This window comes from Variovorax sp. CF313, assembly GCF_000282635.1.
Taxonomy (GTDB): domain Bacteria; phylum Pseudomonadota; class Gammaproteobacteria; order Burkholderiales; family Burkholderiaceae_C; genus Variovorax.
Window position 1 is genome coordinate 26327 of sequence record NZ_AKIW01000083.1, and the last position, 19634, is coordinate 45960.

Below are 19634 nucleotides of genomic sequence, written 5' to 3' on the forward strand. Positions count from 1 at the left end.
ATATGGCCCACACAAAGGAGTTTCCCTGATGACAACGCTGTCTGGAGTCTCTGCCAACCAGCTGGCCGTCGCCAACCCATGGTCGATGGTTCCCCCGCTGGGCAACCTGGACGCCTACATTTCGGCCGCCAACCGCCTGCCGCTGCTCACGCTTGAAGAAGAGCAGGGCTTCGCACGCAAGCTGCGCGACCACAACGACCTCGAATCCGCCGGCGCGCTGGTGCTGTCGCATCTGCGCCTCGTAGTGTCCATTTCCCGCCAGTACCTGGGCTACGGGCTGCCGCACGGCGACCTGATCCAGGAAGGCAACGTCGGCCTCATGAAGGCCGTGAAGCGCTTCGACCCCGACCAGGGCGTCCGGCTCGTGAGCTACGCCATGCACTGGATCAAGGCCGAGATCCACGAGTACATCCTGAAGAACTGGCGCATGGTCAAGGTCGCGACGACCAAGGCCCAGCGCAAGCTGTTCTTCAACCTGCGCTCGATGAAGCAAGGCTTCAAGGCCGACTCGGCCGCGGCCGACAACGGCACGCACCGCGAGACGCTGAGCCCCGACGAGGTGTCGCAGATGGCGACCCGGCTGAACGTCAAGCCCGAGGAAGTGCTCGAGATGGAAACCCGCCTGTCGGGCGGCGACGTCATGCTCGATCCGGGCCCCTCCGACGACGGCGACGAAGCCTTCGGCCCGATCGCCTATTTGGCCGACGCCACGCAGGAACCCACCGCCCTGCTCGAATCGCAGCAGCGCGACCGCCTGTCGAGCGACGGCATCGCCACCGCACTCGAAGCGCTGGACGACCGCAGCCGCCGCATCGTGGAAGAGCGCTGGCTCAAGGTCAACGACGACGGCTCGGGCGGCATGACGCTGCACGACCTGGCCGCGGTGTACGGCGTGAGTGCCGAGCGCATCCGCCAGATCGAGGTCGCGGCCATGAAGAAGATGAAGAAGGCGCTCGCGGACTACGCGTAAGCCTTGTCCCTTCAGAAGAAAGCCCGGCATTCCCGGGCTTTCTTCATTTGGAGAGCGTTCGCAGCGCCCGCTTCGCGATGTAGCGGGTTTCGGCCGTGTCCGACTCTGCCACCCACCGCGCGCAGAGCTTGTCGACCCACTCGCCCTGGCTCTTGCTTGCGTCGTTGAGCCAGTTGGCGACCGAGTTCTGCACGTAGCGGCTGGAGTCGGCGCGCAGCGGCTCGATCAGCGGCAAGGCCCGCCACGGCTCGGTCTTGAGCGCATCGATCTGCGCGCACCACACGCCGCGCGGCCGCGTGAGTTCGCTCGCAAAGCGGCGGATGTTGGGGTCGGCATCGGAGACCCACGGCTGCAGCAGCGCAAGCGCTTCGTCGAGCGACGCGATGACCTCGTCGCGCACCGCCATCCAGGCGATCTCGCGCACGCCGAAATGCGGATCGGCGGCGAAGCGGCGCACCGCCTCCAGCTGCGCCGCCAGCGGCAGGCCCGACAACGCGACCCATTGCGCGGCCCAGCAGCGGGCCACGTCGCTCGCGTGCGTGGCCAGCCGGTGCGCGACAGCGTCACGCTCGCCGTGCAGTGCCGCCATGTCGTAGAGCGCACGCGCGATGTGCCCGTGCCGCTGCATGGGCTTGAAAGCGCTCAGCATCGCGAGTGTGTCGACCAGCCGCTCGCCCTGCGCGTCGAGCCCGATGTGCCCCGCCACGCTGCGCGCCAGCCGGGGCAGCTCCAGCGCCATGAATTCGTTGAGGTTGACGGTTTCGAGCAGCCCGTCGTTGAGTGCGCTGAGCACCTCGGGCGGGATCAGCGCGATGCGGAAGGCGCCCTTGCGCCCTTTCAGGTGCTCGACCGAGTCCACGGCGGCCAACAAGCGGTCTTCCTCAGGAAGCCAGCAGCGTCTTCAGGTCCGACACCATCGACGGCACGCCCGCGCCATAACGCGCATAGAGCCGCAGCCGCCCCTGCGTGTCGTAGACATAGCTGGCGGCCGAGTGGTCCATCGAATAGCTGGTGGGCGTCTTGCCGTCGACCTTCTTGTAGTAGACCTTGTAGTCCTTCGCGACAGCGGCCAGCTCGTCGGGCGTGGGGATCAGCGCGACGAAGCTCGGGTCGAACGCGCCCATGTAGGCCTTGAGCACCTCTGCCGTGTCGCGCGCCGGATCGACCGTGACGAACAGCACCTGCAGCCTGTCGCCGTCCTTGCCGAGCTGCTGCTTGACCTGCGCCATCTCGGTCATGGTGGTGGGGCAGACGTCGGGGCATTGCGCATAGCCGAAGAACAGCACGACCACCTTGCCCTTGAAGTCGGCCATGGTGCGGACCTTGCCGTCGGCGTCCTTCAGCGAGAAGTCCTTGGCGTAGTCCGCGCCTGTGATGTCGACGGCGTTGAAGTTCTGCCGGGCCTCGCCGCAGCCCGCAAGGCCCAGGCCCAGGGCAGCGGCCACGCCCACCCAGCCGGCGCCCGTGGCCATCAGTCGAAGAGCGTTGCGCTTGTTCATGAAGACTTGGTCAGTGAAGGTAGTGATCGACGAGCAGCGCCAGGAACAGCACGCTCAGGTGGATCAGCGAGAAGCGGAAGGTCTTGCGCGCCAGCGCGTCGGAATAGTTGCGCCACAACGCGAACGCATAACCGGTGAAGCCGGCGCTCACCGCGACGGCCACCGCCAGGTAGAGCCAGCCGCTCATGCCGTAGATGAAGGGCATCATGCAGGCCGCGAACAGAATGAAGGTGTACAGCAGCACCTGCAGCCGCGTGAACTCGTTGCCATGCGTGACCGGCAGCATCGGCAGGCCGGCCTTGCGGTAGTCCTCCACGCGGTAGAGCGCCAGCGCCCAGAAGTGTGGCGGCGTCCACAGGAAGATGATGAGGAAAAGAATCCAGGCCCCGGGGTCCAGGGAGCCCGTCATCGCGGCCCAGCCCAGCACCGGCGGCATCGCGCCCGACGCGCCGCCGATCACGATGTTCTGTGGCGTCAGCGGCTTGAGGATCACGGTGTAGATCACCGCGTAGCCGACGAAGGTGGCGAAGGTGAGCCACATGGTGAGCGGATTGACCGTGAACCACAGCAGCGCCGAACCCGCCGCGCACAGCAGCGCCGAGAAAACCAGCGCCTGCCTGTTGCTGAGTTCGCCGCGCGCCGTGGGACGCCACGCGGTGCGCTTCATCTTGGCGTCGATGCCCTTCTCGACGAGGCAATTGAACGCGGCAGCGGCACCGGCCACCAGCCAGATGCCGATGCAGGCCAGCACCGCGCGCTGCACGTCGGCCCACGAAGGCAGACCGGGGACGGCCAGCACCATGCCGATCAGCGCGCAGAACACGATCAGCTGCACCACGCGCGGCTTGGTCAGCGCGTAGAACTGGCGCAGCACGTTCGCGGTGCTGGTTTGCTGAACGGGGATCGGGGTGCTCACGCGGCGGCCTTCCTCTGGCTATTGTTGTTGGCGGACGCATTGTCACCGGCACGCACGATCAGCGCCGCGGGATCGCGCCGGCTCTCGCACAGCGCCCAGGTGAGCACCACGGCGAGCGCAGCGGCGCCGCCGGTGTGCAGCACCGCCGCGGCCAGCGGCCAGCCCAGCAGCACGTTGCCAAGACCCGTGGCGAGCTGAAGCAGCGCCAGCCCCGCGAGCCAGCGCGCCTGCGGACGCAACGCCGCGATGCGGCGCAGGTGCCATGCGAGCACGCCGAGCGCGACGAACACCGCATAGGCCATCAACCGATGCGCATAGTGGATGGCGGTGAGCGCGGAAAAATCGAGCGGCTGGCCCTCGCCGGTCACACCGAGGTGGCGCCAGATCTCGAAGCCCTGCGCGAAGTTCATGGCCGGCCACCAGCTGTCCTGGCAGATGGGGAACTGCGTGCAGGCCAGCACCGCATAGTTGGTGCTGACCCAGCCGCCGAGCGCGATCTGAAGCCCCAGCAGCACGGTGGTCGCAATGAGCCCGTTGCGCAGTGCAGGCGCTACGGCGGTGGGCAGCCGCTGCGCAGCCGTCTGCCGGTAGTGCACGGCCTGGATGCAGAGCAGCGCCAGCAACACCACGGCACCGAGCAGATGCAGCGTGACGATGGCGGGGAAGAGCTTCCAAGTCACCGTGAGTGCGCCGAAGGCGCCCTGCAGGCAGACCCAAACCAGGGTAAATGCCGGCCACCACGCGCTGAGCGTGGCGTGGTGCTCGCCGTCTTTCGACGGCGGCGGCGCGCGGCGCTGGCGGCGGCGCGCGATCCAGGTGGCACCCGCGAGCGTGAGGATCAGCACGCCGACACCCGTTGCCAGATAGCGGTGGACCATCTCCACCCATGCCTTGCTGTGCGTGACGGGGCCGGTCGGCTGCGCGGCCTGCGCCATCGCGATCTCATGGCGCGCGCCGGCCGGGCTGGCGTTGCCGTAGCAGCCGGGCCAATCGGGGCAGCCCAGGCCGGAGTCGGTGAGCCGCGTGAAGGCGCCGAACAGCGTGAGATCGAAGGTGAGGAACAGCGTGAGCACGGTCAGCGCATGCAGCCGCCGCGCCGGGCCTGCACCCGCGTTGCGCCGCCAGACCCACACCAGCGGGCCAAGCGCGATCAGGACGCCCGCGGCCATGAGCCAGGCGATGGGCGTCAGATCGTAGAGCGAGGTGGTCGTGTCCATGGGCAAGTCGGAGGCGGTCAGCGGCCCGGTTCGTCCCACGACGCCGAGGCGCGCAGCAGGCGGTCGAGGTCGCGCTTGGCGCGGCTGGCACCGGCCGCGTCCATGCGGGCGGGGAAACGCATCATCCAGTTGCCCATCGGATCGACCACGTAGAGGTGTTCGGCCAGCGAGTGGCCCGGCATGGGAGCAAGCCACTTGGCCAGCTGGTCGGCCGGCACGCGCAGCACCGTCGCGCCATGCAGGCCGTTGTTCAGGCGCTCGGGCACGGGCGCGGCGTCGCTCACGAGCCAGACACGGTCCATGCGGTCTTTCTCGCGGCCCAGGCTCTCGCGCAGCTGGCGCTGCAGGTAGAGCTGCTGCTCGCAAAGCGCATCGCAGGCTGCATCGGCCACGGCCACCAGCAGCCACTGGCCCTTGAGCGTGGCGATGTCCACCGGCGCACCATTGCGGTCGGTGGCCGTCAGCTTCGGCAGCTCGCGCTGCGGCTCGACCAGTTCGCCGTAGACGCTGCGGCCTTCGGGCCGGATCACGTAGTAGGTGAAGTACGAGGCAATGACGGGCGCCGCGCACATCAGCATCACGGCGATCATCTTCCAGCGCCCCATGACCGTGCGCCGGCCTTCCGCGCCGTCGAGCGCCTGGTTGGGCGACGGCATCGAATGCACCGTCAGGCCCAGCGGCTCGTCAGAAGCGGCCATCGCGCGCGCGGCGCCTCGAGCGGCGGAGGGGTGTGATGAATTGGAACCAGACATAGAGGATGACGACGAGGGCCGACAGGCCGAACCACTGGAATGCGTAACCGTAGTGCCTCTCCAGGCCCAGCGCCGGGGCCGGCCAGTCGCGCTGCAGGCCCTCGGAGGCCGGTCCGCTCTGTTGCAGCGACACGTCGGTGCGCAGCGGCAGCTTGGTTTCGGCGCGGAAGGCTTCCAGGTCGAGATTTTGCCGGATGGGCGAATACCCCTCGGCGGCCGATGCCGGAGCGGCCGGTGCGGAGGCCGCCGGGGCAGGCGCCGAAGCAGCCGCGGCCGGTGCGGATGCGGGGGTGCCCAATTCCAGCAGATGGCTCGGCGGCGGCTCGACCAGGCCCGTGACCTCGACGATGCCGGCGGGCGTCTCGACCGCGCCCAGCCGCGTGCGGTCGACGAAATTTCGCTGGATCCAGCCGCGTTGCACCATCACCGTCTGTTCGGTGCCTTCCAGGGCGAAGGGCGTCAGCACGTAGAAGCCTGGCGTGCCGTGCATCTGGCGGTTGTCGAGAAATACGGTCTGCGGCGTCAGCCACAGGCCGCGCAGGCGCACCGGGCGATGCATCGCGTAGGAGGGCTTCTCCATCGCCAGGAACTCGGCCTGAGTCAGCGCCGGCTTCAGCTTCTGGGCCTCGATGTCGGCCTGCAGCGCTTCTTTCTGCGCGGCGCGCGACAACTGCCAGCGGCCCAGTGAAACGGTGGCTGCCACCGTCAGCACGGCAGCGATGGTGATGAGCCAGAAACGGCCCGGCCGGCGCCGGTCTTCGGAATACAGGGGTTCAGGAGTCACTGGAGGGAACGGGGCGTGCGGCCGATAATGTGGGTCATGAAATATTTCGTCGCCCTGGTGTTCCTGGGCATCTTCGCGAGCCTCGCGTTTGCCCTGTTCTTCATGCTGAAGGACGGGCGCAATGGGCGCGCCAAGAGCGGCGGCATGGCGCGCGCGCTCACCGTTCGGATCGGCCTTTCGGTGTTTTTGTTCCTCTGCCTGCTGCTGGCCTGGAAACTCGGCTACATCCAGCCCACCGGGCTCCCAGTCGGCAAGTAGATGGTGCTCGTTCCACGAGAACCATGAAAAAGGCGCCTTGCGGCGCCTTTTTTCTGGAATGCCGGGACGAGGTTCTTCGCTCAAAGCCAATAGACCAGCATGTAGAGGCCGAGCCAGACCACGTCCACGAAGTGCCAGTACCAGGCCGCGCCCTCGAAGCCGAAGTGACGTTCCGGCGTGAAGTGGCCCTTGCGCAGGCGCAGCGTGATGAACAGCAGCATCAGCATGCCGATGAACACGTGCAGGCCGTGGAAGCCGGTCAGCATGAAGAAGGTCGAACCGTAGGTGCCCGAGCTGAGCTTGAGGTTCAGCTCGGTGTACAGGTGGTGGTACTCGTAGCCCTGCACACTCAGGAAGATCAGGCCGAGCAGCACGGTAAGCCACATGAAGCGGATCGTCTGTGCGCGGTGGCCGGCACGCAATGCGTGGTGGGCAATGGTGAGCGTCACGCCCGAACTCAGCAGCAGCGCGGTGTTGATCGTCGGCAGCCAGAACGGGCCGACGGTCTGGAAGGGCTCGACGATGCCGGCCGGCGAGCCGGTGGCGCCGGCGGCGGCACTGGGCCACACGGCCTTGAAGTCGGGCCAGAGGATCGCGTTGTCCAGGCCGCCGAGCGACGGCAGCGCGTGGGTGCGGGCCCACCAAAGCGCCGTGAAGAACGCGCCGAAGAACATCACTTCCGAGAAGATGAACCAGCTCATGCTCCAGCGGAACGAGAGGTCGACCTTGTGGCCGTACTGGCCGCTCTCGCTTTCGCCGATGGCGGCGCGGAACCACACGAACAGCGTGCCGAGCCAGACCACCATGCCGGCCAGCAGGGACCATGCGCCCCACTCGTGGCCGTTGATCCATTGCGCGGCGCCCAGGATCACGAAGAACAGGCCGATCGCGGCCGAAACCGGATACGCCGATGGTCCGGGCACGAAGTAGTAGGGCGTGGTGCCGTGGGTGGTTGAACTCATATCAGCTCCTGGCTTTCTTTCTTCTCTCGATTCAATGGATTCTGCTTGTCGCGGGTTTCGCCGTCAGGCTGCTGCGACCACGTGGCGCACCAGCAGCACCAGCCCGACCACGAAGACGATCACGGCGACGAACGCCACCGCGATGATGTGCAGCGGATTCAGCTTGCCCAGGTCTTCCTGGTAGGCGCTGTTCTTGCGAACACCGAAGAACGACCAGCCCACCGCCTTCACCGTGTCCCACAGCGAAGCCTTCGGCCGGTTTGACGAGGGATCGGTCACGAGCGCGGCTCATCGGAAGTCCTGGAAACGGCGGCCACCGGTGCCGCAGGCGTCTTGCCGCCCACCTCGAAGAAGGTATACGACAGCGTGATGGTCTTCACGTCCTTGGAAATCTTGGGATCGATCACGAACGCAACCGGCCACTGCTTCTTCTCGCCCGGATCGAGCGTGTACTGGTTGAAGCAGAAGCACTCGAGCTTGTTGAAGTAGGGTGCAGCCTGCTGCGGCGCGTAGCTCGGGATGGCCTGTGCGGCCATGCGGCGGTTCTGCACGTTCTGGAATTCGTACATCACCGTGTTGAGCTGGCCGGGGTGCACCTGGATGGTCCGCTCCGCGGGCTTGAAGTCCCAGAGGCCGCCGCGCACGTTGGAGTCGAACTCGACCGTGATGGTGCGGGTCATGTCGACCTGCGTGTTGTCGGGCACGCGCACGTTCTTGCCGCCGCTGGCACCGCCCGGCACCTCGAGCTCGGAGAGCGCGAGGATGTTGATGCCGGTCATTTCGCAGATCGCGCGGTACATCGGCACCAGCGCATAGCCGAAGGCGAACATGCCGCAAGCCACGACGGCCAGCTTGCCGACCATGCGCACGTTGGCGCGTCGAATGCGTTGGCCGAGGCTCATGGTGCGTGCTGCTCCCGTTCGGTTGGCGGTCAGCGGCCGCTGAAGAAGACCATGCGGACGATGAAGCCGATGAAGAAGATCACCGCGATGGAGGCCAGCGTGAGCCCCATGCGTCGGTTGTTCTTTCTTTGTTCAGGCGTCGTCATCGTCGTGCGGCCTGTCAGCCGATCACCTTGGTGGCGGTCGCGTCGAGCTTGGGCGGGGTCTCGAAGGTGTGGAACGGCGCCGGCGACGGCACTTCCCACTCGAGGCCTTCAGCGGCTTCCCATGGCTTCTGCGAAGCCTTCTCACCCTTGCCGCGCATGGTGGGCAGCACGATGAAAAGGAAGAAATACAGCTGAGCGAAACCGAAGAAGAAGGCACCGACCGACGCCAGGGCGTTGAAGTCTGCGAACTGCATCGGGTAGTCGGCGTAGCGTCGCGGCATGCCGGCAAGGCCCAGGAAGTGCATCGGGAAGAAGGTCACATTGAACGAGATCAGCGACCACCAGAAGTGCACCTTGCCGCGCGTTTCGTTGTACATCACGCCGGTCCACTTGGGCACCCAGTAGTAGAAGCCCGAGAACATGGCGAACAGCGAGCCGGCCACCAGCACGTAGTGGAAGTGGGCCACCACGTAGTAGGTGTCCTGCAGCTGCGTGTCGATCGGTGCGACCGCGAGGATCAGGCCGGTGAAGCCGCCCATCGTGAACACGAAGATGAAGCCGACGGCGAACAGCATGGGCGTCTCGAAGGTCATCGAGCCCTGCCACATCGTCGCGATCCAGTTGAAGATCTTCACGGCCGTGGGCACCGCGATCAGCATGGTCGCGTACATGAAGAACAGCTGTCCGGTGAGCGGCATGCCGGTCGTGAACATGTGGTGCGCCCACACGATGAACGACAGGATGGCGATCGACGAGGTGGCGTACACCATCGAGGCGTAGCCGAACAGGCGCTTGCGGGCGAAGGCCGGCACCACCTGGCTGATGATGCCGAAGGCCGGCAAGATCATGATGTAGACCTCGGGGTGGCCGAAGAACCAGAAGATGTGCTGGTACATCACCGGGTCGCCGCCGCCGGCGGGGTTGAAGAAGCTGGTGCCGAAGTGGCGGTCGGTCAGCGTCATCGTGATGGCGCCTGCGAGCACGGGCATCACCGCGATCAGCAGGTAGGCGGTGATGAGCCAGGTCCAGCAGAACATCGGCATCTTCATCAGCGTCATGCCGGGGGCGCGCATGTTGAGGATGGTCACGATGATGTTGATCGAGCCCATGATCGACGAGGCGCCCATGATGTGCATCGCGAAGATGCCGGCGTCCATCGAGGGGCCCATCTGCAGCGTGAGCGGCGCGTAGAGCGTCCAGCCGGCAGCGGGTGCGCCGCCGGGCATGAAGAACGAACCGACCAGCATCAGCGCCGCGGGAATCAGCAGCCAGAAGCTGAAGTTGTTCATGCGCGCGAACGCCATGTCGGAGGCGCCCACCTGCAGCGGGATCATCCAGTTCGCGAAGCCCACGAAGGCCGGCATGATGGCGCCGAACACCATGATCAGGCCGTGCATGGTGGTGAACTGGTTGAACAGCTCGGGGTTCACCAATTGCAGGCCGGGCTGGAACAGCTCGGCGCGGATCAGCAGCGCGAGCACGCCCCCCACCATCAGCATGGTGAAGCTGAACAGCAGGTAGAGCGTGCCGATGTCCTTGTGGTTGGTCGCGAAGACCCAGCGGCGCCAGCCGGTGGGCGCGTGGTGATCGTGATGCTCGTCGTGTGCGTGGTCGCCGTGGGCGGCGTGACCGTGGGGGTCGAGGACTGCACTCATTTCGTTTTTCCTTGCAATTTCTTCGTCGCGGGACGCTGTCGCATCACTTGCCGCGCAGGGCCAGCACTTCGGCCGGCTGCACCAGCTGGCCGGTCTTGTTCGACCAGCTGTTCTTGGTGTACGTGGCCACGGCCGCGAGGTCGGTATCGCTCAGCTGCTTCCAGGACGGCATCGCGCCGTTGTTCTGGCCGTTGAGCAGCACATGCAGTTGTACCGAGTGGTCGGCATCGAGCACCTTCGGGTCGCCGTCGAGCGCCTTGATCGGGCCCGCGCCCTTGCCGTTGGCCTGGTGGCAGGCGGCGCAGTTGGCGGCATAGACCTTTTCGCCACGAACGAGCATGTCGGGCAGCGTCCAGACCTTGGTCGGGTCGTCGAGCTTGGCGGCGGCTTCCTTGCGCTTGGCGGCCACCCAGGTCGTGTAGTCGGCCGACGAGACCACCTTCACGTGGATCGGCATGTAGGCGTGTTCCTTGCCGCACAGTTCCTGGCACTGGCCGTAGTAGTCGCCCACGGTCTCGGCACGGAACCAGGTGTCGCGCACGAAGCCGGGAATCGCGTCCTGCTTCAAGCCCAGCTGCGGCACGGCGAAGGCGTGGATCACGTCGTTCGCGGTGGTGATGATGCGGACCTTCTTGTTGACCGGCACCACCAGCGGGTTGTCGACCTTCAGCAGGTAGTCGTCGGGCATCGCGCCCTTGGCGCCGGCGTCGGACATCGCGCGCTGCGAGCTGTCGAGCGTGGAGATGAAGGCCAGGCCCTCGCCTTCGCCGTTCAGGTAGTCGTAGCCCCACTTCCATTGATAGCCGGTGGTCTTGATCGTGAGGTCGGCGTTGGTGGTGTCCTTCTGGGCCACCAGCACCTTGGTGGCGGGCAGCGCCATGACGATCACGATGAGGAAGGGCACGATGGTCCAGATGACCTCGACCACCACCGATTCATGGAAGTTGGCCGCCTTGTGGCCGACCGACTTGCGGTGCTTCCAGATCGAATAGAACATGACCGCGAACACGGCGACGAAGATGACCGTGCACAGGATCATCATGATCGTGTGGAGCAGATGCTGCTCCTGCGCGATCTTGGTCACGCCGACCGGAAGATTCAACTGGCGAACCGAAGGGCCGCCGGGCAGATCGTTGACTGCGTGCGCCGCGCTGCTGAAAGCCGCGCCGGCCGCCAGCAACAGATTCGCCGGCCTGTACTTATTGCGCCAAATGCTCTTCATCGTGTTCACGTTTCTTCAATTTATCGACAACCCAACCGTGCAGCACTGCGCGAGCCCCCTCAGGCGCCACGCAACGCCATGCGAATCTCGCGGGCCAAAGCCGCACGCAACTCCGGGCGTACATAGCGCCCCACCCTGACCGATCGACCCTGCCCCGAGACCTCGATCAGCGAGCGATCGCCGGTCTGCGGTTCGATCCGCACCTGGTGCGGAAGAAATTCCGTGCGTTCGTAGTGCCCGCCGTTCTCGAGCTCCACGACGAGCCGCCCCTCCTGCAGCGCGATCTTCTCGCCGTCGGTCGCATGCCGTGCGTAGACCATGAACGCAAACCCGACAGCGGCCAGCTCGAGCCAGGCAAAAGGCAGAACCAGCGGCGCACCGTGCAGCCAGAACAGGGTGCCGGTGCCGAGCGATACCACGCACAGCGAGGCGTAGAGCCAGCCCAGCTGGCTCGGCGTCACCGAGCAGTTCCGCCTCAGGAACCAGTGGATGCTCTGGCCTGAAACGGTGGCAAATCGAAACACGGAATTCGACACGGGCGAGTTCAGCAAATCGGTGCGTCGATGGTCGCCCAATCCCTCGTACACCTTCGTACAAACAGGATCCGACACCCGTCGATCGCGGGACAATACCCGCGGGTTCCACGCAACGGCGGATTGTAGCGGGTAGATATCTGCGCCCGCGTTGCGTAGAGGACGCCTACGGGTCACTACTAACTAGGCAAAAAGGCCCGTATCAGGCACCCGGGCGGCCGCGCTGGAGCATCGAGCGCATCTCGCGCAACGACACCGCGCTTTCGGCCGACAGCGACACGCGCGGCACCGGCTTGAACGCGTGGCCGTAGATGACCTCGAAGGTCAGCGCGATGCGCCCGCCGCCCTCTTCGGCCGGGGCGAGTTCGGGCAACGCCTTCTTCAGCGACCGGTGCCAGGCCTTGCCGCGCAGCGCCGGGAAGCGCGTCGGGTGCAGGTTGCGGCCCAGCGTGCGCAGTTCGGCCAGCGCCGCCTCGGGCGTGGCCCAGGTCAGCACGATGCGCTCCATGTCCATCACCGGTTCGGCGAAGCCGGCGTGCACCAGCATGTCGCCCCAGTCGTGCATGTCGGTGAACTCGTGGCCCGCGGCCGGCCAGCCGAGCCGGGCATGCAGCGCGCGCAGCTCGCGCACGGTATCGGGCCCGAGGCAAGAGAACATCAGGAAGCCGTCGGTCGCCACCAGCTTGTGCCAGTGCGCAATCAGCGCCTCCGGGTCGGCCGCCATGTGCAGCGACATGTTGGCCCATAGCAGGTCGACGCCGTCTTCGGGCGGCGCGTCGAAGCGCGCCTTGCCGGCCTGCCAGCGGCGCGCGCTCCACCATGGGGCGGCCAGCGCCTGGCCGGTGGCGGCCGCGAGCGCGGGCTCCGGCTCGATCACGAAGGAAGCCGCGTCCTTGTAGCGGCGGGCGACGAGTTCATGCGCCTCGAGGCCGCTGCGCAACGGTGCCCAGTCGGCCCATGTGCGGGGCTGGGCCTTGATCCATTGCAGCCGGTCTTCCATCCGGCGGCCGATTTCCTCGTGCAGCCAGGGGGAGCCGTCGGCAGGCGCGAGTTGGCGCCAGCGGGCGGCCGCCGTGGCATCGATGGTCGGCGGTCGTCGTGAGGGGTCGGTGGCCATGGGGCCGTGAGTATATTGAGGCCATGTCCAGCCATCGGGCCTTGTGGCCTTTCATGCCTTTCACCTCGCTGCTCGCACGGCTGCCCAGCCAGTGCGCGGTCTGCCGCGCCTGGCCGTCTCGCCCGGTGTGCGATGCCTGCGTGGCCCGCTTCGCACCGCCGACGGCGCGCTGCTGCAGTTGCGCCCTGCCCGTGCCCGAAGGCGTGAGCCGCTGCGGCGACTGCGTGACGCACCCGCCGCCGCTGGACGCCTGCCTCGCGGCCTGCACCTACGCATGGCCGTGGCCGGACGCCATTACGGCATTCAAGTTCCGGGGCGAGGCCGGCTGGGCCGGCCCGTTCGCCACGCTGCTGCGCAGCACGCCCTGGGTGGAGCCGGCGCTGGAGGCTTGCGACAGCGTGCTGCCGATGCCGCTGGCGCCGGGCCGGTTGCGCGAACGCGGCTTCAATCAGGCGCACGAGTTGGCGCGGCGGCTGTCGCCTGCCAAGACCGACGCCACCCTGCTTCTGCGCACCCGCGAGACGCCCGCACAGAGCGGCCTTTCGCGCGCCGACCGGCTGCACAACCTGCGCGGCGCCTTCGCCGTGGAACCGCTGCGCGCCGAGAAGCTGCGCGGCCAGCGCCTCGTGCTGGTGGACGACGTGATGACCAGCGGCGCCTCGCTGTTCGCGGCCGCCGAAGTGCTGCGGCTGGCGGGCGCGGCCCATGTTACGGCCGTCGTGCTGGCCCGGACCGATCCGCCGCGCTGAACCTCCGAGGCGGCCCGCCGACAATCGGCGCATGTTCCATATCGTCCTGGTCCACCCCGAAATCCCGCCGAACACCGGCAACGTGATCCGGCTCGCCGCCAACACCGGCTGCACGCTGCACCTGGTCGAGCCGCTCGGCTTTTCGATGGACGACCGCCTGCTGCGCCGCGCAGGGCTCGACTACCACGAGTACGCCGAAGTGAAGCGCCACGCCGACTGGCAGGCGCTGCTCGCCACGGAGCAACCGGCCGCCGACCGCATGTTCGCCCTCACCACGCGCGGCACGCGGCCCGTGCACGATGTGCGCTTCCAGCCCGGGGACTGGCTGGTGTTCGGCTCGGAGACCAGCGGCCTGCCGCCCGTCGTGCGCGACGGCTTCGCCGAGCCGCAGCGCCTGCGGCTGCCGATGCGCGAGGGCCAGCGCAGCCTGAATCTCTCGAATGCAGTGGCGGTGACGGTGTTCGAGGCCTGGCGGCAGAACGGCTTCGGCTGAAACGAAAAAAGCCCGACGCCTCAGCGGTAGCGGCGCACCACCGACTCGGCCACGCACGCCGGCTTGGCGGCGCCTTCGAGCTCGATGGTGACTTCCCAGGTCATCTGGAAGCCGTCGTCGGCGATCGGCTCCGAACTCAGCAGCTTCATGCGGGCGCGCAGCCTCTTGCCCACCGGCACCGGCGACATGAAGCGAACCCGGTTCATGCCGTAGTTCACGCCCATGCGCGACTCGACCACGTCGATCGCCGTCTCGAAAAAGCGCGGCAGCAGCGACAGCGTGAGGAAACCATGGGCGATCGGCCCGCCGAAGGGGCCGGCCTTGGCCCGCTCGACATCGATATGGATCCACTGGTGGTCGCCCGTCGCCTCGGCGAACTGGTTGACCTGTTCCTGCGTGATGGTGATCCAGTCGCTCACGGCGACCTCCTGGCCAACGCAGGCGGCGAGATCCTGAAGGGTCTGGAATGTCTTTTTGGTCATGCGGGCATTCTGGCGTGCGGGGTGTACGCCCGGCTGTCGGGCTCGCGACAACCGGGCTCAGGGAAAACCGGGAGCCTGGACTAGGTGTCGAGCCATTCGCGGATCGGCTGCCACTGCTCCAGGTCGCGCTGCACGCGGCCGGGCGCGATGTCGAACAGCGTGAGTCCGCGCGCCGCGAGCTGCACGTAGTTCTGCGTGTCGCGCAGTTCGCCGATCACCGGCACGCCGAGCCCGGCGATGAACTCGTGGAGCCGGTCGGCCGCCAGCGTGCGGGCGTTCACGCGCATGCCGACGAGGCCGATCTTCGTCTTTTCGGCGCGGCGGTCTTCCAGCAGCCGGTCGAGGAAGTCGCGCGTCGCGTAGATGTCGAAGATGCTCGGCTGCAGCGGCACGATCACCCGGTCGGCCAGCGCCAGCACTTCCTTGAAGCGCCAGCCGTGCAGGCCGGCCGGCGTGTCGAGCACCGCGTGCGTGGTGCCGCGCGGCGGCCGCACCACCGTGCTGTCGCCGATGGCCTCCCAGGTGGCGATGGGCCGGGCCATCGGCGGACGCAGGCCCAGCCAGAGCCGCGAGGATTGCTGGCGATCCACGTCGCCCAGCATCACGGCATGGCCGTGGCTTGCGAAGTAGCCCGCAACGTTGGTCGCGATCGTCGACTTGCCTACGCCACCCTTGGGATTGGCGACCAGAACCACCGGCATAAAAGCTCTCCTCCGGAACAGGGACAGCGGGAATGGTAGCCGCCGGCGCCCTTTCGCCCGGCGAACCGGCCTTGACTGCGCTATGTTCGCGGGATGACGACAACAACATCCACGGGAAATTCCGGCGGCATCTACGTGCTCGCGGCCCACCCGCACTGGCGCGACTCGCGCGTCAACCGCCGCATGCTCGCCGCCGCGCGGGCCGTGCCGGGCATCGACGTCAACGACCTCTACGGCAGCTACCCCGACTTCGCCATCGACGTCGAAGCCGAGCAGGCCCGGCTCGCCAAGGCCGACCTGGTGGTGCTGGTGCACCCGATCCAGTGGTACTCGATGCCAGCGCTGCAAAAACTCTGGGTCGACGACGTGCTCGGCTACGGCTGGGCCTACGGCCCCGGCGGCACGGCGCTGCAGGGCAAGGACCTCTGGCTGGTTGCCACCACCGGCAGCCCCGAAGCCGCGTACCACCCCCAGAACTACCACCGCTATTTCTTCGACGCCTTCCTGCCGCCCTACGAGCAGACCGCCGCGCTGTGCGGCATGCGCTTCCTGCCGCCGCTGGTCTTCTACGGTGCGCGCAGCGCCAGCGAGGCGGACGTGGCGTCGCACGTCGCAACCTTTGCCCAGCGCCTCGGCAGCTACCCCGACTGGCCCGAGATCGAGGAGATCGACGCCTGCGTGGCCTGCCCCGTGCCCGAGAGCGACCGGCCAGCCGACACCAACGACATCGGCCAGGTGGTCTCCAGCGCCCTCCAGGCTGCCATGGCCCACGGCCTCGCGGTCACGGCCGCAGACAACGGCAAGGCGGCCTGAATGGAACACGCACCCGCCTGGCTGACCAACAGCCTGATCTACCTTGGCGCCGCCGTGCTGGTGGTGCCGCTGTCGAAGGCCCTGGGCCTCGGCTCGATCATCGGCTACCTCGTGGCCGGCATCGCCATCGGCCCCTGGGGACTGGGCCTCGTGTCCAGCGTCGAGGACGTGCTGCACTTCGCCGAGTTCGGCGTGGTGCTGATGCTGTTCCTCGTGGGCCTCGAACTCGAACCCAAGCGCCTGTGGAACCTGCGCCGCCCCATCTTCGGCTGGGGCGCCGCGCAGGTGCTGAGCTGCGCGACGGTGCTGTTCGCCGCGGGCTGGGCCGTGGGCGCCGAATGGCGCGTGGCGCTGGTGGCAGCGCTGGGCCTCGCGCTGTCGTCCACCGCCATTGCGCTGCAGGTGTTCGGCGAGCGCAACCTGCTGAAGACGCCCAGCGGCCAGGCCGGCTTCTCGATCCTGCTGTTCCAGGACGTGGCCGCGATTCCGATCCTCGCACTGCTGCCGCTGCTCGCGGGCGCCACCACGGCCGAGCAGTCCATCACCGGCCTCGAACGCGCGCTGGAAGCCGCGAAGATCATCGGCGTGATCGGCGGCATCATCCTTGGCGGCCGGCTGCTGCTGCGTCCCATCCTGCGCTGGATCGCGCGCAGCGACACGCCCGAGATCTTCACCGCCGCCGCGCTGCTGCTGGTGGTGGCCATCGCCGCGCTGATGCAGGCAGTCGGCCTGTCGATGGCGCTCGGCGCGTTCCTCGCCGGCGTGCTGCTGGCCGAGAGCGAATACCGGCGCGAGCTCGAGACCGACATCGAGCCCTTCAAGGGCCTGCTGCTGGGCCTGTTCTTCATCGCCGTGGGCATGTCGATCAACTTCGGCGTGCTGATCGCGAGCCCCTGGGTCATGGCGATGCTGGTGGTCGGTTTCATGGCCGTCAAGCTGGTGGTGATCTACGCGCTCGCCAAGGCCATGGGCATTGCCTACCAGGAGCGCCCGGTGTTCACGCTGCTGCTGGCGCAGGGCGGCGAGTTCGCGTTCGTGGTGTTCCAGGCCGCGGGGCCCGACGTGCTGCCGCCCGAGATCACCTCGCTGCTGATCGGCGCGGTCGCGCTGTCGATGCTGCTGTCGCCGCTGCTGCTGGTGCTGCTCGACAAGTTCGTGCTGCCGCGCTACAGCCGCAACGGCGGCACCCAGCTGGAAGAGATTTCGGAGCAGCAGGACGCCAAGGTGCTGATCTGCGGCTTCGGCCGATACGGACAGATCGTCGGCCGCATGCTGATGTCGCAAGGCCTGCGCGTGACCGTGCTCGACCACGACGCCGACACCGTCGAAGGCTTGCGCCAGTTCGGCTTTCGCGTGTTCTACGGCGATGCCACGCGGCTCGACCTGCTGCGCACCGCAGGCGCCGGCTCGGCCAAGGCCATCGTGGTGGCGGTGGACGACATCGAGCAGTCGCTCGAAATCGTCGACCTGGTGAAGGAGAACTTCCCGCAGGCGCGCATCATCGCGCGGGCTCGCAACGTGACGCACCTGTTCCAGCTGCGCGACCGTGGCGTGATGGACGTGGAGCGCGAGGTGTTCGAGTCATCGCTGCGCAGCGCCCGCACCGCGCTCGAAGCACTGGGCTGGCCGGCGCATGAAGCGCGCGAGTCGGCCATGCGCTTTCGCCGCCGGAATATCAAGCTCAGCGACGAGATCTATCCGCACTACAAGGACCGCGCCAAGCTGATCGCGGCCAACAAGGCGGGCCGCCAGCAGTTCGAGGAACAGATGGCGCGCGAGCGCGAGGAGCGGCAGCGGCGCTCGGGGCGCGACTGGGATCGGATCGACGAAAACGAGGCAACGAAGGAAGAGGCGGACGCGTAGCGCCCCTCCGCTCGCGCCTTCAGGGGGCCCCGGCATCACGTCGGGCTTGGACCCGCCGCCCCAGCCAAGAAGAGCGAGACGCCATATCGATTTCCATCAGGGTTTCCCCTCAGCAAGCCCCGATCCTTCATTCAGTACACTGATTGTCATATTCAGTGTGCTGAATGTCATGTCGCACTCAAAAAAATGCTTCGTGCGACTGCGCTTGTATTTCCCTTCAGGAGACAACGATGAAACACGCCTTGCGCCGTGACCTGGACGAAGGTCCCATGAGCAGATTCCAATGGAGCGCGATCGCCATCTGCGTCACGCTCATCATGCTCGACGGCTTCGACGTGCTGGTGATGGCATTCACCGCCGCCAGCGTCTCGGCCGAATGGAAGCTCAGCGGCGCCCAGCTCGGCGTGTTGTTCAGTGCCGGTCTGTTTGGCATGGCCGCCGGTTCGCTGTTTCTCGCGCCCCTTGCCGACCGATTCGGGCGCCAGGCCATCATCCTCCTGTGCCTCGTCGTGATCGCGCTCGGCATGGGGCTTTCGGCGCTGGCGCAGAGCAGCACCCAACTGGCGGCCCTGCGCGCACTCACAGGGCTCGGCATCGGCGGAATGCTGGCCAGCGTCGGCGTCATCACTGCTGAATTCGCCTCGAACAAGTGGCGCAGCACGGCTGTCGCCTTGCAGGCGACGGGCTATCCCATCGGCGCGACGATCGGTGGCAGCATCGCCGCGGTGCTGCTCGAGGCCTACGGGTGGCGCTCGGTCTTCGTCTTCGGCGGCCTCGCCACGGTCGCCATGATTCCGCTGGTGCTCTGGCGGCTGCCGGAATCCGTCGACTTCCTCACTTCGAGGCGCCCGGCTGGCGCGCTGCAAAAGCTCAACGCCCTGCTACGAAAAATGCAGCGCACCGAACTGGCCGAACTCCCGCCGCTCCCGGCCGTTGGCGAACGCCCTTCCAACACGATCCCGGGCCTGTTCAACGGCGGACTGGCCCGCTCGACGCTGCTGCTCTGGGCCGCATTCTTCCTGCTCATGTTCAGCTTCTACTTCGCGCTCAGCTGGACGCCGAAGCTGCTGGTTTCGGCGGGGCTCTCGGCCCGCCAGGGGATCACGGGCGGCGTGCTGCTGAACATCGGGGGCATCGTTGGCGGCAGCCTGTTCGGGCTGCTGGCCGCCCGGCTGGACCTCGGCCGGCTGACGGCTGCCAGCCTGACGATGACAGCCGTCGCCATGGCCGCCTTCGGCGCCTCGACCGGTCACCTCGGTGCGTCGTTCGCGATTGCCTTCCTGATCGGCGCATTCATCTTCGGCTCGATGGCCGGCCTCTATGCGTTCGCGCCGGTCATCTATCCGGCGGCAGTGCGCACGACCGGCATGGGCTGGGCCATCGGCATCGGCCGCATCGGTGCCATCCTCGCTCCGCTGATTGCCGGCATGCTGCTCGACGGCGGCTGGCAGGCACCGAAGCTGTACTACGCCTATGCGCTGCCGCTGATCGCGGCGATGGCGGCAGTGCTGGCGCTGCGCCAAAGCGCCGCGCGGCAGTCCACAGGCGCCGTGATCAGTGCGCGCTGAGCCGGTTTCTTTTTCTTTCCCGGAAATCTCAA

23 protein-coding genes are annotated in these 19634 nt (G+C 67.2%); 7 read left to right on the forward strand and 16 right to left on the reverse strand.

Annotated elements, in window-relative coordinates; translation table 11 throughout:
• The first annotated feature begins 28 nt into the window (after positions 1-28).
• Positions 29-970 carry an RNA polymerase sigma factor RpoH gene (gene rpoH / locus PMI12_RS20670; protein WP_007836332.1) on the forward strand — a complete coding sequence of 314 codons (942 nt, stop codon included), beginning with the start codon at positions 29-31 and terminating at the stop codon, positions 968-970.
• A gap of 43 nt (positions 971-1013) precedes the next feature.
• On the opposite strand, the gene PMI12_RS20675 is transcribed toward rpoH, so the two are convergent.
• The 6 genes from PMI12_RS20675 to PMI12_RS20700 are packed head-to-tail and all read right to left on the reverse strand — an operon-like array spanning position 1014 to position 6138.
• A complete protein-coding gene (locus tag PMI12_RS20675; RefSeq protein ID WP_237726142.1) occupies positions 1014-1841 on the reverse strand; it encodes a DNA alkylation repair protein in 828 nt (275 codons plus the stop codon).
• 10 nt (positions 1842-1851) lie between these two features.
• Positions 1852-2469: an SCO family protein gene (locus PMI12_RS20680; protein ID WP_007836335.1), complete on the reverse strand. Its 618-nt coding sequence runs from the start codon at positions 2467-2469 to the stop codon at positions 1852-1854.
• Between the two features lie 10 nt (positions 2470-2479).
• On the reverse strand, positions 2480-3385 hold the full coding sequence (gene cyoE, locus PMI12_RS20685; protein WP_007836343.1) for a heme o synthase: 906 nt from the start codon (positions 3383-3385) through the stop codon (positions 2480-2482).
• Positions 3382-4602 (reverse strand): COX15/CtaA family protein, encoded by a 1221-nt coding sequence (locus PMI12_RS20690; RefSeq protein WP_007836346.1) that lies wholly within the window; start codon positions 4600-4602, stop codon positions 3382-3384. The genes cyoE and PMI12_RS20690 overlap by 4 nt, the downstream gene beginning before the upstream one ends.
• Before the next feature lie 17 nt (positions 4603-4619).
• Positions 4620-5300 carry a hypothetical protein gene (locus tag PMI12_RS20695; RefSeq protein ID WP_007836347.1) on the reverse strand — a complete coding sequence of 227 codons (681 nt, stop codon included), beginning with the start codon at positions 5298-5300 and terminating at the stop codon, positions 4620-4622.
• Entirely contained in the window at positions 5287-6138 is an 852-nt protein-coding gene (locus tag PMI12_RS20700) for an SURF1 family protein (protein ID WP_007836350.1), read from the reverse strand. Before PMI12_RS20700 ends, PMI12_RS20695 begins: the two co-directional genes overlap by 14 nt.
• A gap of 27 nt (positions 6139-6165) precedes the next feature.
• Here PMI12_RS20700 and PMI12_RS20705 point away from each other — a divergent pair, with 27 nt between their 5' ends.
• Positions 6166-6396: a twin transmembrane helix small protein gene (locus tag PMI12_RS20705; protein ID WP_007836352.1), complete on the forward strand. Its 231-nt coding sequence runs from the start codon at positions 6166-6168 to the stop codon at positions 6394-6396.
• A gap of 80 nt (positions 6397-6476) precedes the next feature.
• Here PMI12_RS20705 and PMI12_RS20710 read toward each other — a convergent pair whose 3' ends face one another.
• The 8 genes from PMI12_RS20710 to PMI12_RS20740 all read right to left on the reverse strand — a co-directional run bounded on the left by PMI12_RS20710 (position 6477) and on the right by PMI12_RS20740 (position 12933).
• A complete protein-coding gene (locus PMI12_RS20710) occupies positions 6477-7358 on the reverse strand; it encodes a cytochrome c oxidase subunit 3 (RefSeq protein WP_007836354.1) in 882 nt (293 codons plus the stop codon).
• A 63-nt stretch (positions 7359-7421) separates the two neighbouring features.
• The gene (locus PMI12_RS20715) at positions 7422-7637 is read right to left on the reverse strand and encodes a DUF2970 domain-containing protein (protein WP_007836356.1); all 216 of its coding nucleotides are present in this window, start codon (positions 7635-7637) and stop codon (positions 7422-7424) included.
• On the reverse strand, positions 7634-8260 hold the full coding sequence (locus PMI12_RS20720; protein ID WP_007836358.1) for a cytochrome c oxidase assembly protein: 627 nt from the start codon (positions 8258-8260) through the stop codon (positions 7634-7636). Before PMI12_RS20720 ends, PMI12_RS20715 begins: the two co-directional genes overlap by 4 nt.
• Positions 8261-8289: 29 nt before the next feature.
• Complete coding sequence (locus PMI12_RS29505) at positions 8290-8406, reverse strand: cytochrome oxidase small assembly protein (RefSeq protein ID WP_007836360.1); 117 nt, start codon at positions 8404-8406, stop codon at positions 8290-8292.
• A gap of 14 nt (positions 8407-8420) precedes the next feature.
• Entirely contained in the window at positions 8421-10061 is a 1641-nt protein-coding gene (gene ctaD, locus PMI12_RS20725; protein ID WP_007836362.1) for a cytochrome c oxidase subunit I, read from the reverse strand.
• Between the two features lie 43 nt (positions 10062-10104).
• Complete coding sequence (gene coxB / locus PMI12_RS20730) at positions 10105-11283, reverse strand: cytochrome c oxidase subunit II (RefSeq protein WP_007836364.1); 1179 nt, start codon at positions 11281-11283, stop codon at positions 10105-10107.
• Positions 11284-11342: 59 nt separating this feature from the next.
• Entirely contained in the window at positions 11343-11819 is a 477-nt protein-coding gene (locus PMI12_RS20735; RefSeq protein WP_042673895.1) for a DUF2244 domain-containing protein, read from the reverse strand.
• Positions 11820-12018: 199 nt separating this feature from the next.
• Complete coding sequence (locus PMI12_RS20740; RefSeq protein ID WP_007836368.1) at positions 12019-12933, reverse strand: biotin synthase; 915 nt, start codon at positions 12931-12933, stop codon at positions 12019-12021.
• Between the two features lie 53 nt (positions 12934-12986).
• On the opposite strand from PMI12_RS20740, the gene PMI12_RS20745 reads away from it, so the two are divergent.
• Positions 12987-13682, forward strand: a complete 696-nt coding sequence (locus PMI12_RS20745) for a ComF family protein (protein ID WP_007836373.1) — start codon at positions 12987-12989, stop codon at positions 13680-13682.
• Between the two features lie 31 nt (positions 13683-13713).
• A complete protein-coding gene (gene trmL, locus PMI12_RS20750) occupies positions 13714-14175 on the forward strand; it encodes a tRNA (uridine(34)/cytosine(34)/5-carboxymethylaminomethyluridine(34)-2'-O)-methyltransferase TrmL (RefSeq protein WP_007836375.1) in 462 nt (153 codons plus the stop codon).
• A 20-nt stretch (positions 14176-14195) separates the two neighbouring features.
• Here the strand turns inward: trmL and PMI12_RS20755 are convergent, their stop codons facing one another.
• Together PMI12_RS20755 and PMI12_RS20760 are read right to left on the reverse strand one after the other, a co-directional pair.
• Entirely contained in the window at positions 14196-14657 is a 462-nt protein-coding gene (locus PMI12_RS20755) for a MaoC family dehydratase (RefSeq protein WP_007836376.1), read from the reverse strand.
• An 80-nt stretch (positions 14658-14737) separates the two neighbouring features.
• Positions 14738-15358: a ParA family protein gene (locus PMI12_RS20760; protein WP_007836377.1), complete on the reverse strand. Its 621-nt coding sequence runs from the start codon at positions 15356-15358 to the stop codon at positions 14738-14740.
• A 93-nt stretch (positions 15359-15451) separates the two neighbouring features.
• On the opposite strand from PMI12_RS20760, the gene kefF reads away from it, so the two are divergent.
• The 3 genes from kefF to PMI12_RS20775 all read left to right on the forward strand — a co-directional run bounded on the left by kefF (position 15452) and on the right by PMI12_RS20775 (position 19602).
• Entirely contained in the window at positions 15452-16171 is a 720-nt protein-coding gene (gene kefF, locus PMI12_RS20765; RefSeq protein ID WP_007836378.1) for a glutathione-regulated potassium-efflux system oxidoreductase KefF, read from the forward strand.
• Positions 16172-18034 carry a glutathione-regulated potassium-efflux system protein KefC gene (gene kefC, locus PMI12_RS20770; protein WP_007836379.1) on the forward strand — a complete coding sequence of 621 codons (1863 nt, stop codon included), beginning with the start codon at positions 16172-16174 and terminating at the stop codon, positions 18032-18034.
• Positions 18035-18264: 230 nt separating this feature from the next.
• Positions 18265-19602, forward strand: a complete 1338-nt coding sequence (locus PMI12_RS20775) for an MFS transporter (RefSeq protein WP_007836380.1) — start codon at positions 18265-18267, stop codon at positions 19600-19602.
• Positions 19603-19634: the final 32 nt, after the last annotated feature.

Bases quoted from the DNA above. Each gene is read 5' to 3' on its own strand.
- rpoH (WP_007836332.1), top strand. From the start codon at position 29: ATGACAACGCTGTCTGGAGTCTCTGCCAACCAGCTGGCCGTCGCCAAC.
- PMI12_RS20680 (WP_007836335.1), bottom strand. From the start codon at position 2,469: ATGAACAAGCGCAACGCTCTTCGACTGATGGCCACGGGCGCCGGCTGG.
- PMI12_RS20690 (WP_007836346.1), bottom strand. From the start codon at position 4,602: ATGGACACGACCACCTCGCTCTACGATCTGACGCCCATCGCCTGGCTC.
- PMI12_RS20695 (WP_007836347.1), bottom strand. From the start codon at position 5,300: ATGGCCGCTTCTGACGAGCCGCTGGGCCTGACGGTGCATTCGATGCCG.
- PMI12_RS20705 (WP_007836352.1), top strand. From the start codon at position 6,166: ATGTGGGTCATGAAATATTTCGTCGCCCTGGTGTTCCTGGGCATCTTC.
- PMI12_RS20710 (WP_007836354.1), bottom strand. From the start codon at position 7,358: ATGAGTTCAACCACCCACGGCACCACGCCCTACTACTTCGTGCCCGGA.
- PMI12_RS20720 (WP_007836358.1), bottom strand. From the start codon at position 8,260: ATGAGCCTCGGCCAACGCATTCGACGCGCCAACGTGCGCATGGTCGGC.
- PMI12_RS29505 (WP_007836360.1), bottom strand. From the start codon at position 8,406: ATGACGACGCCTGAACAAAGAAAGAACAACCGACGCATGGGGCTCACG.
- ctaD (WP_007836362.1), bottom strand. From the start codon at position 10,061: ATGAGTGCAGTCCTCGACCCCCACGGTCACGCCGCCCACGGCGACCAC.
- coxB (WP_007836364.1), bottom strand. From the start codon at position 11,283: ATGAAGAGCATTTGGCGCAATAAGTACAGGCCGGCGAATCTGTTGCTG.
- PMI12_RS20740 (WP_007836368.1), bottom strand. From the start codon at position 12,933: ATGGCCACCGACCCCTCACGACGACCGCCGACCATCGATGCCACGGCG.
- PMI12_RS20745 (WP_007836373.1), top strand. From the start codon at position 12,987: ATGCCTTTCACCTCGCTGCTCGCACGGCTGCCCAGCCAGTGCGCGGTC.
- trmL (WP_007836375.1), top strand. From the start codon at position 13,714: ATGTTCCATATCGTCCTGGTCCACCCCGAAATCCCGCCGAACACCGGC.
- PMI12_RS20755 (WP_007836376.1), bottom strand. From the start codon at position 14,657: ATGACCAAAAAGACATTCCAGACCCTTCAGGATCTCGCCGCCTGCGTT.
- PMI12_RS20760 (WP_007836377.1), bottom strand. From the start codon at position 15,358: ATGCCGGTGGTTCTGGTCGCCAATCCCAAGGGTGGCGTAGGCAAGTCG.
- kefF (WP_007836378.1), top strand. From the start codon at position 15,452: ATGACGACAACAACATCCACGGGAAATTCCGGCGGCATCTACGTGCTC.
- kefC (WP_007836379.1), top strand. From the start codon at position 16,172: ATGGAACACGCACCCGCCTGGCTGACCAACAGCCTGATCTACCTTGGC.
- PMI12_RS20775 (WP_007836380.1), top strand. From the start codon at position 18,265: ATGAAACACGCCTTGCGCCGTGACCTGGACGAAGGTCCCATGAGCAGA.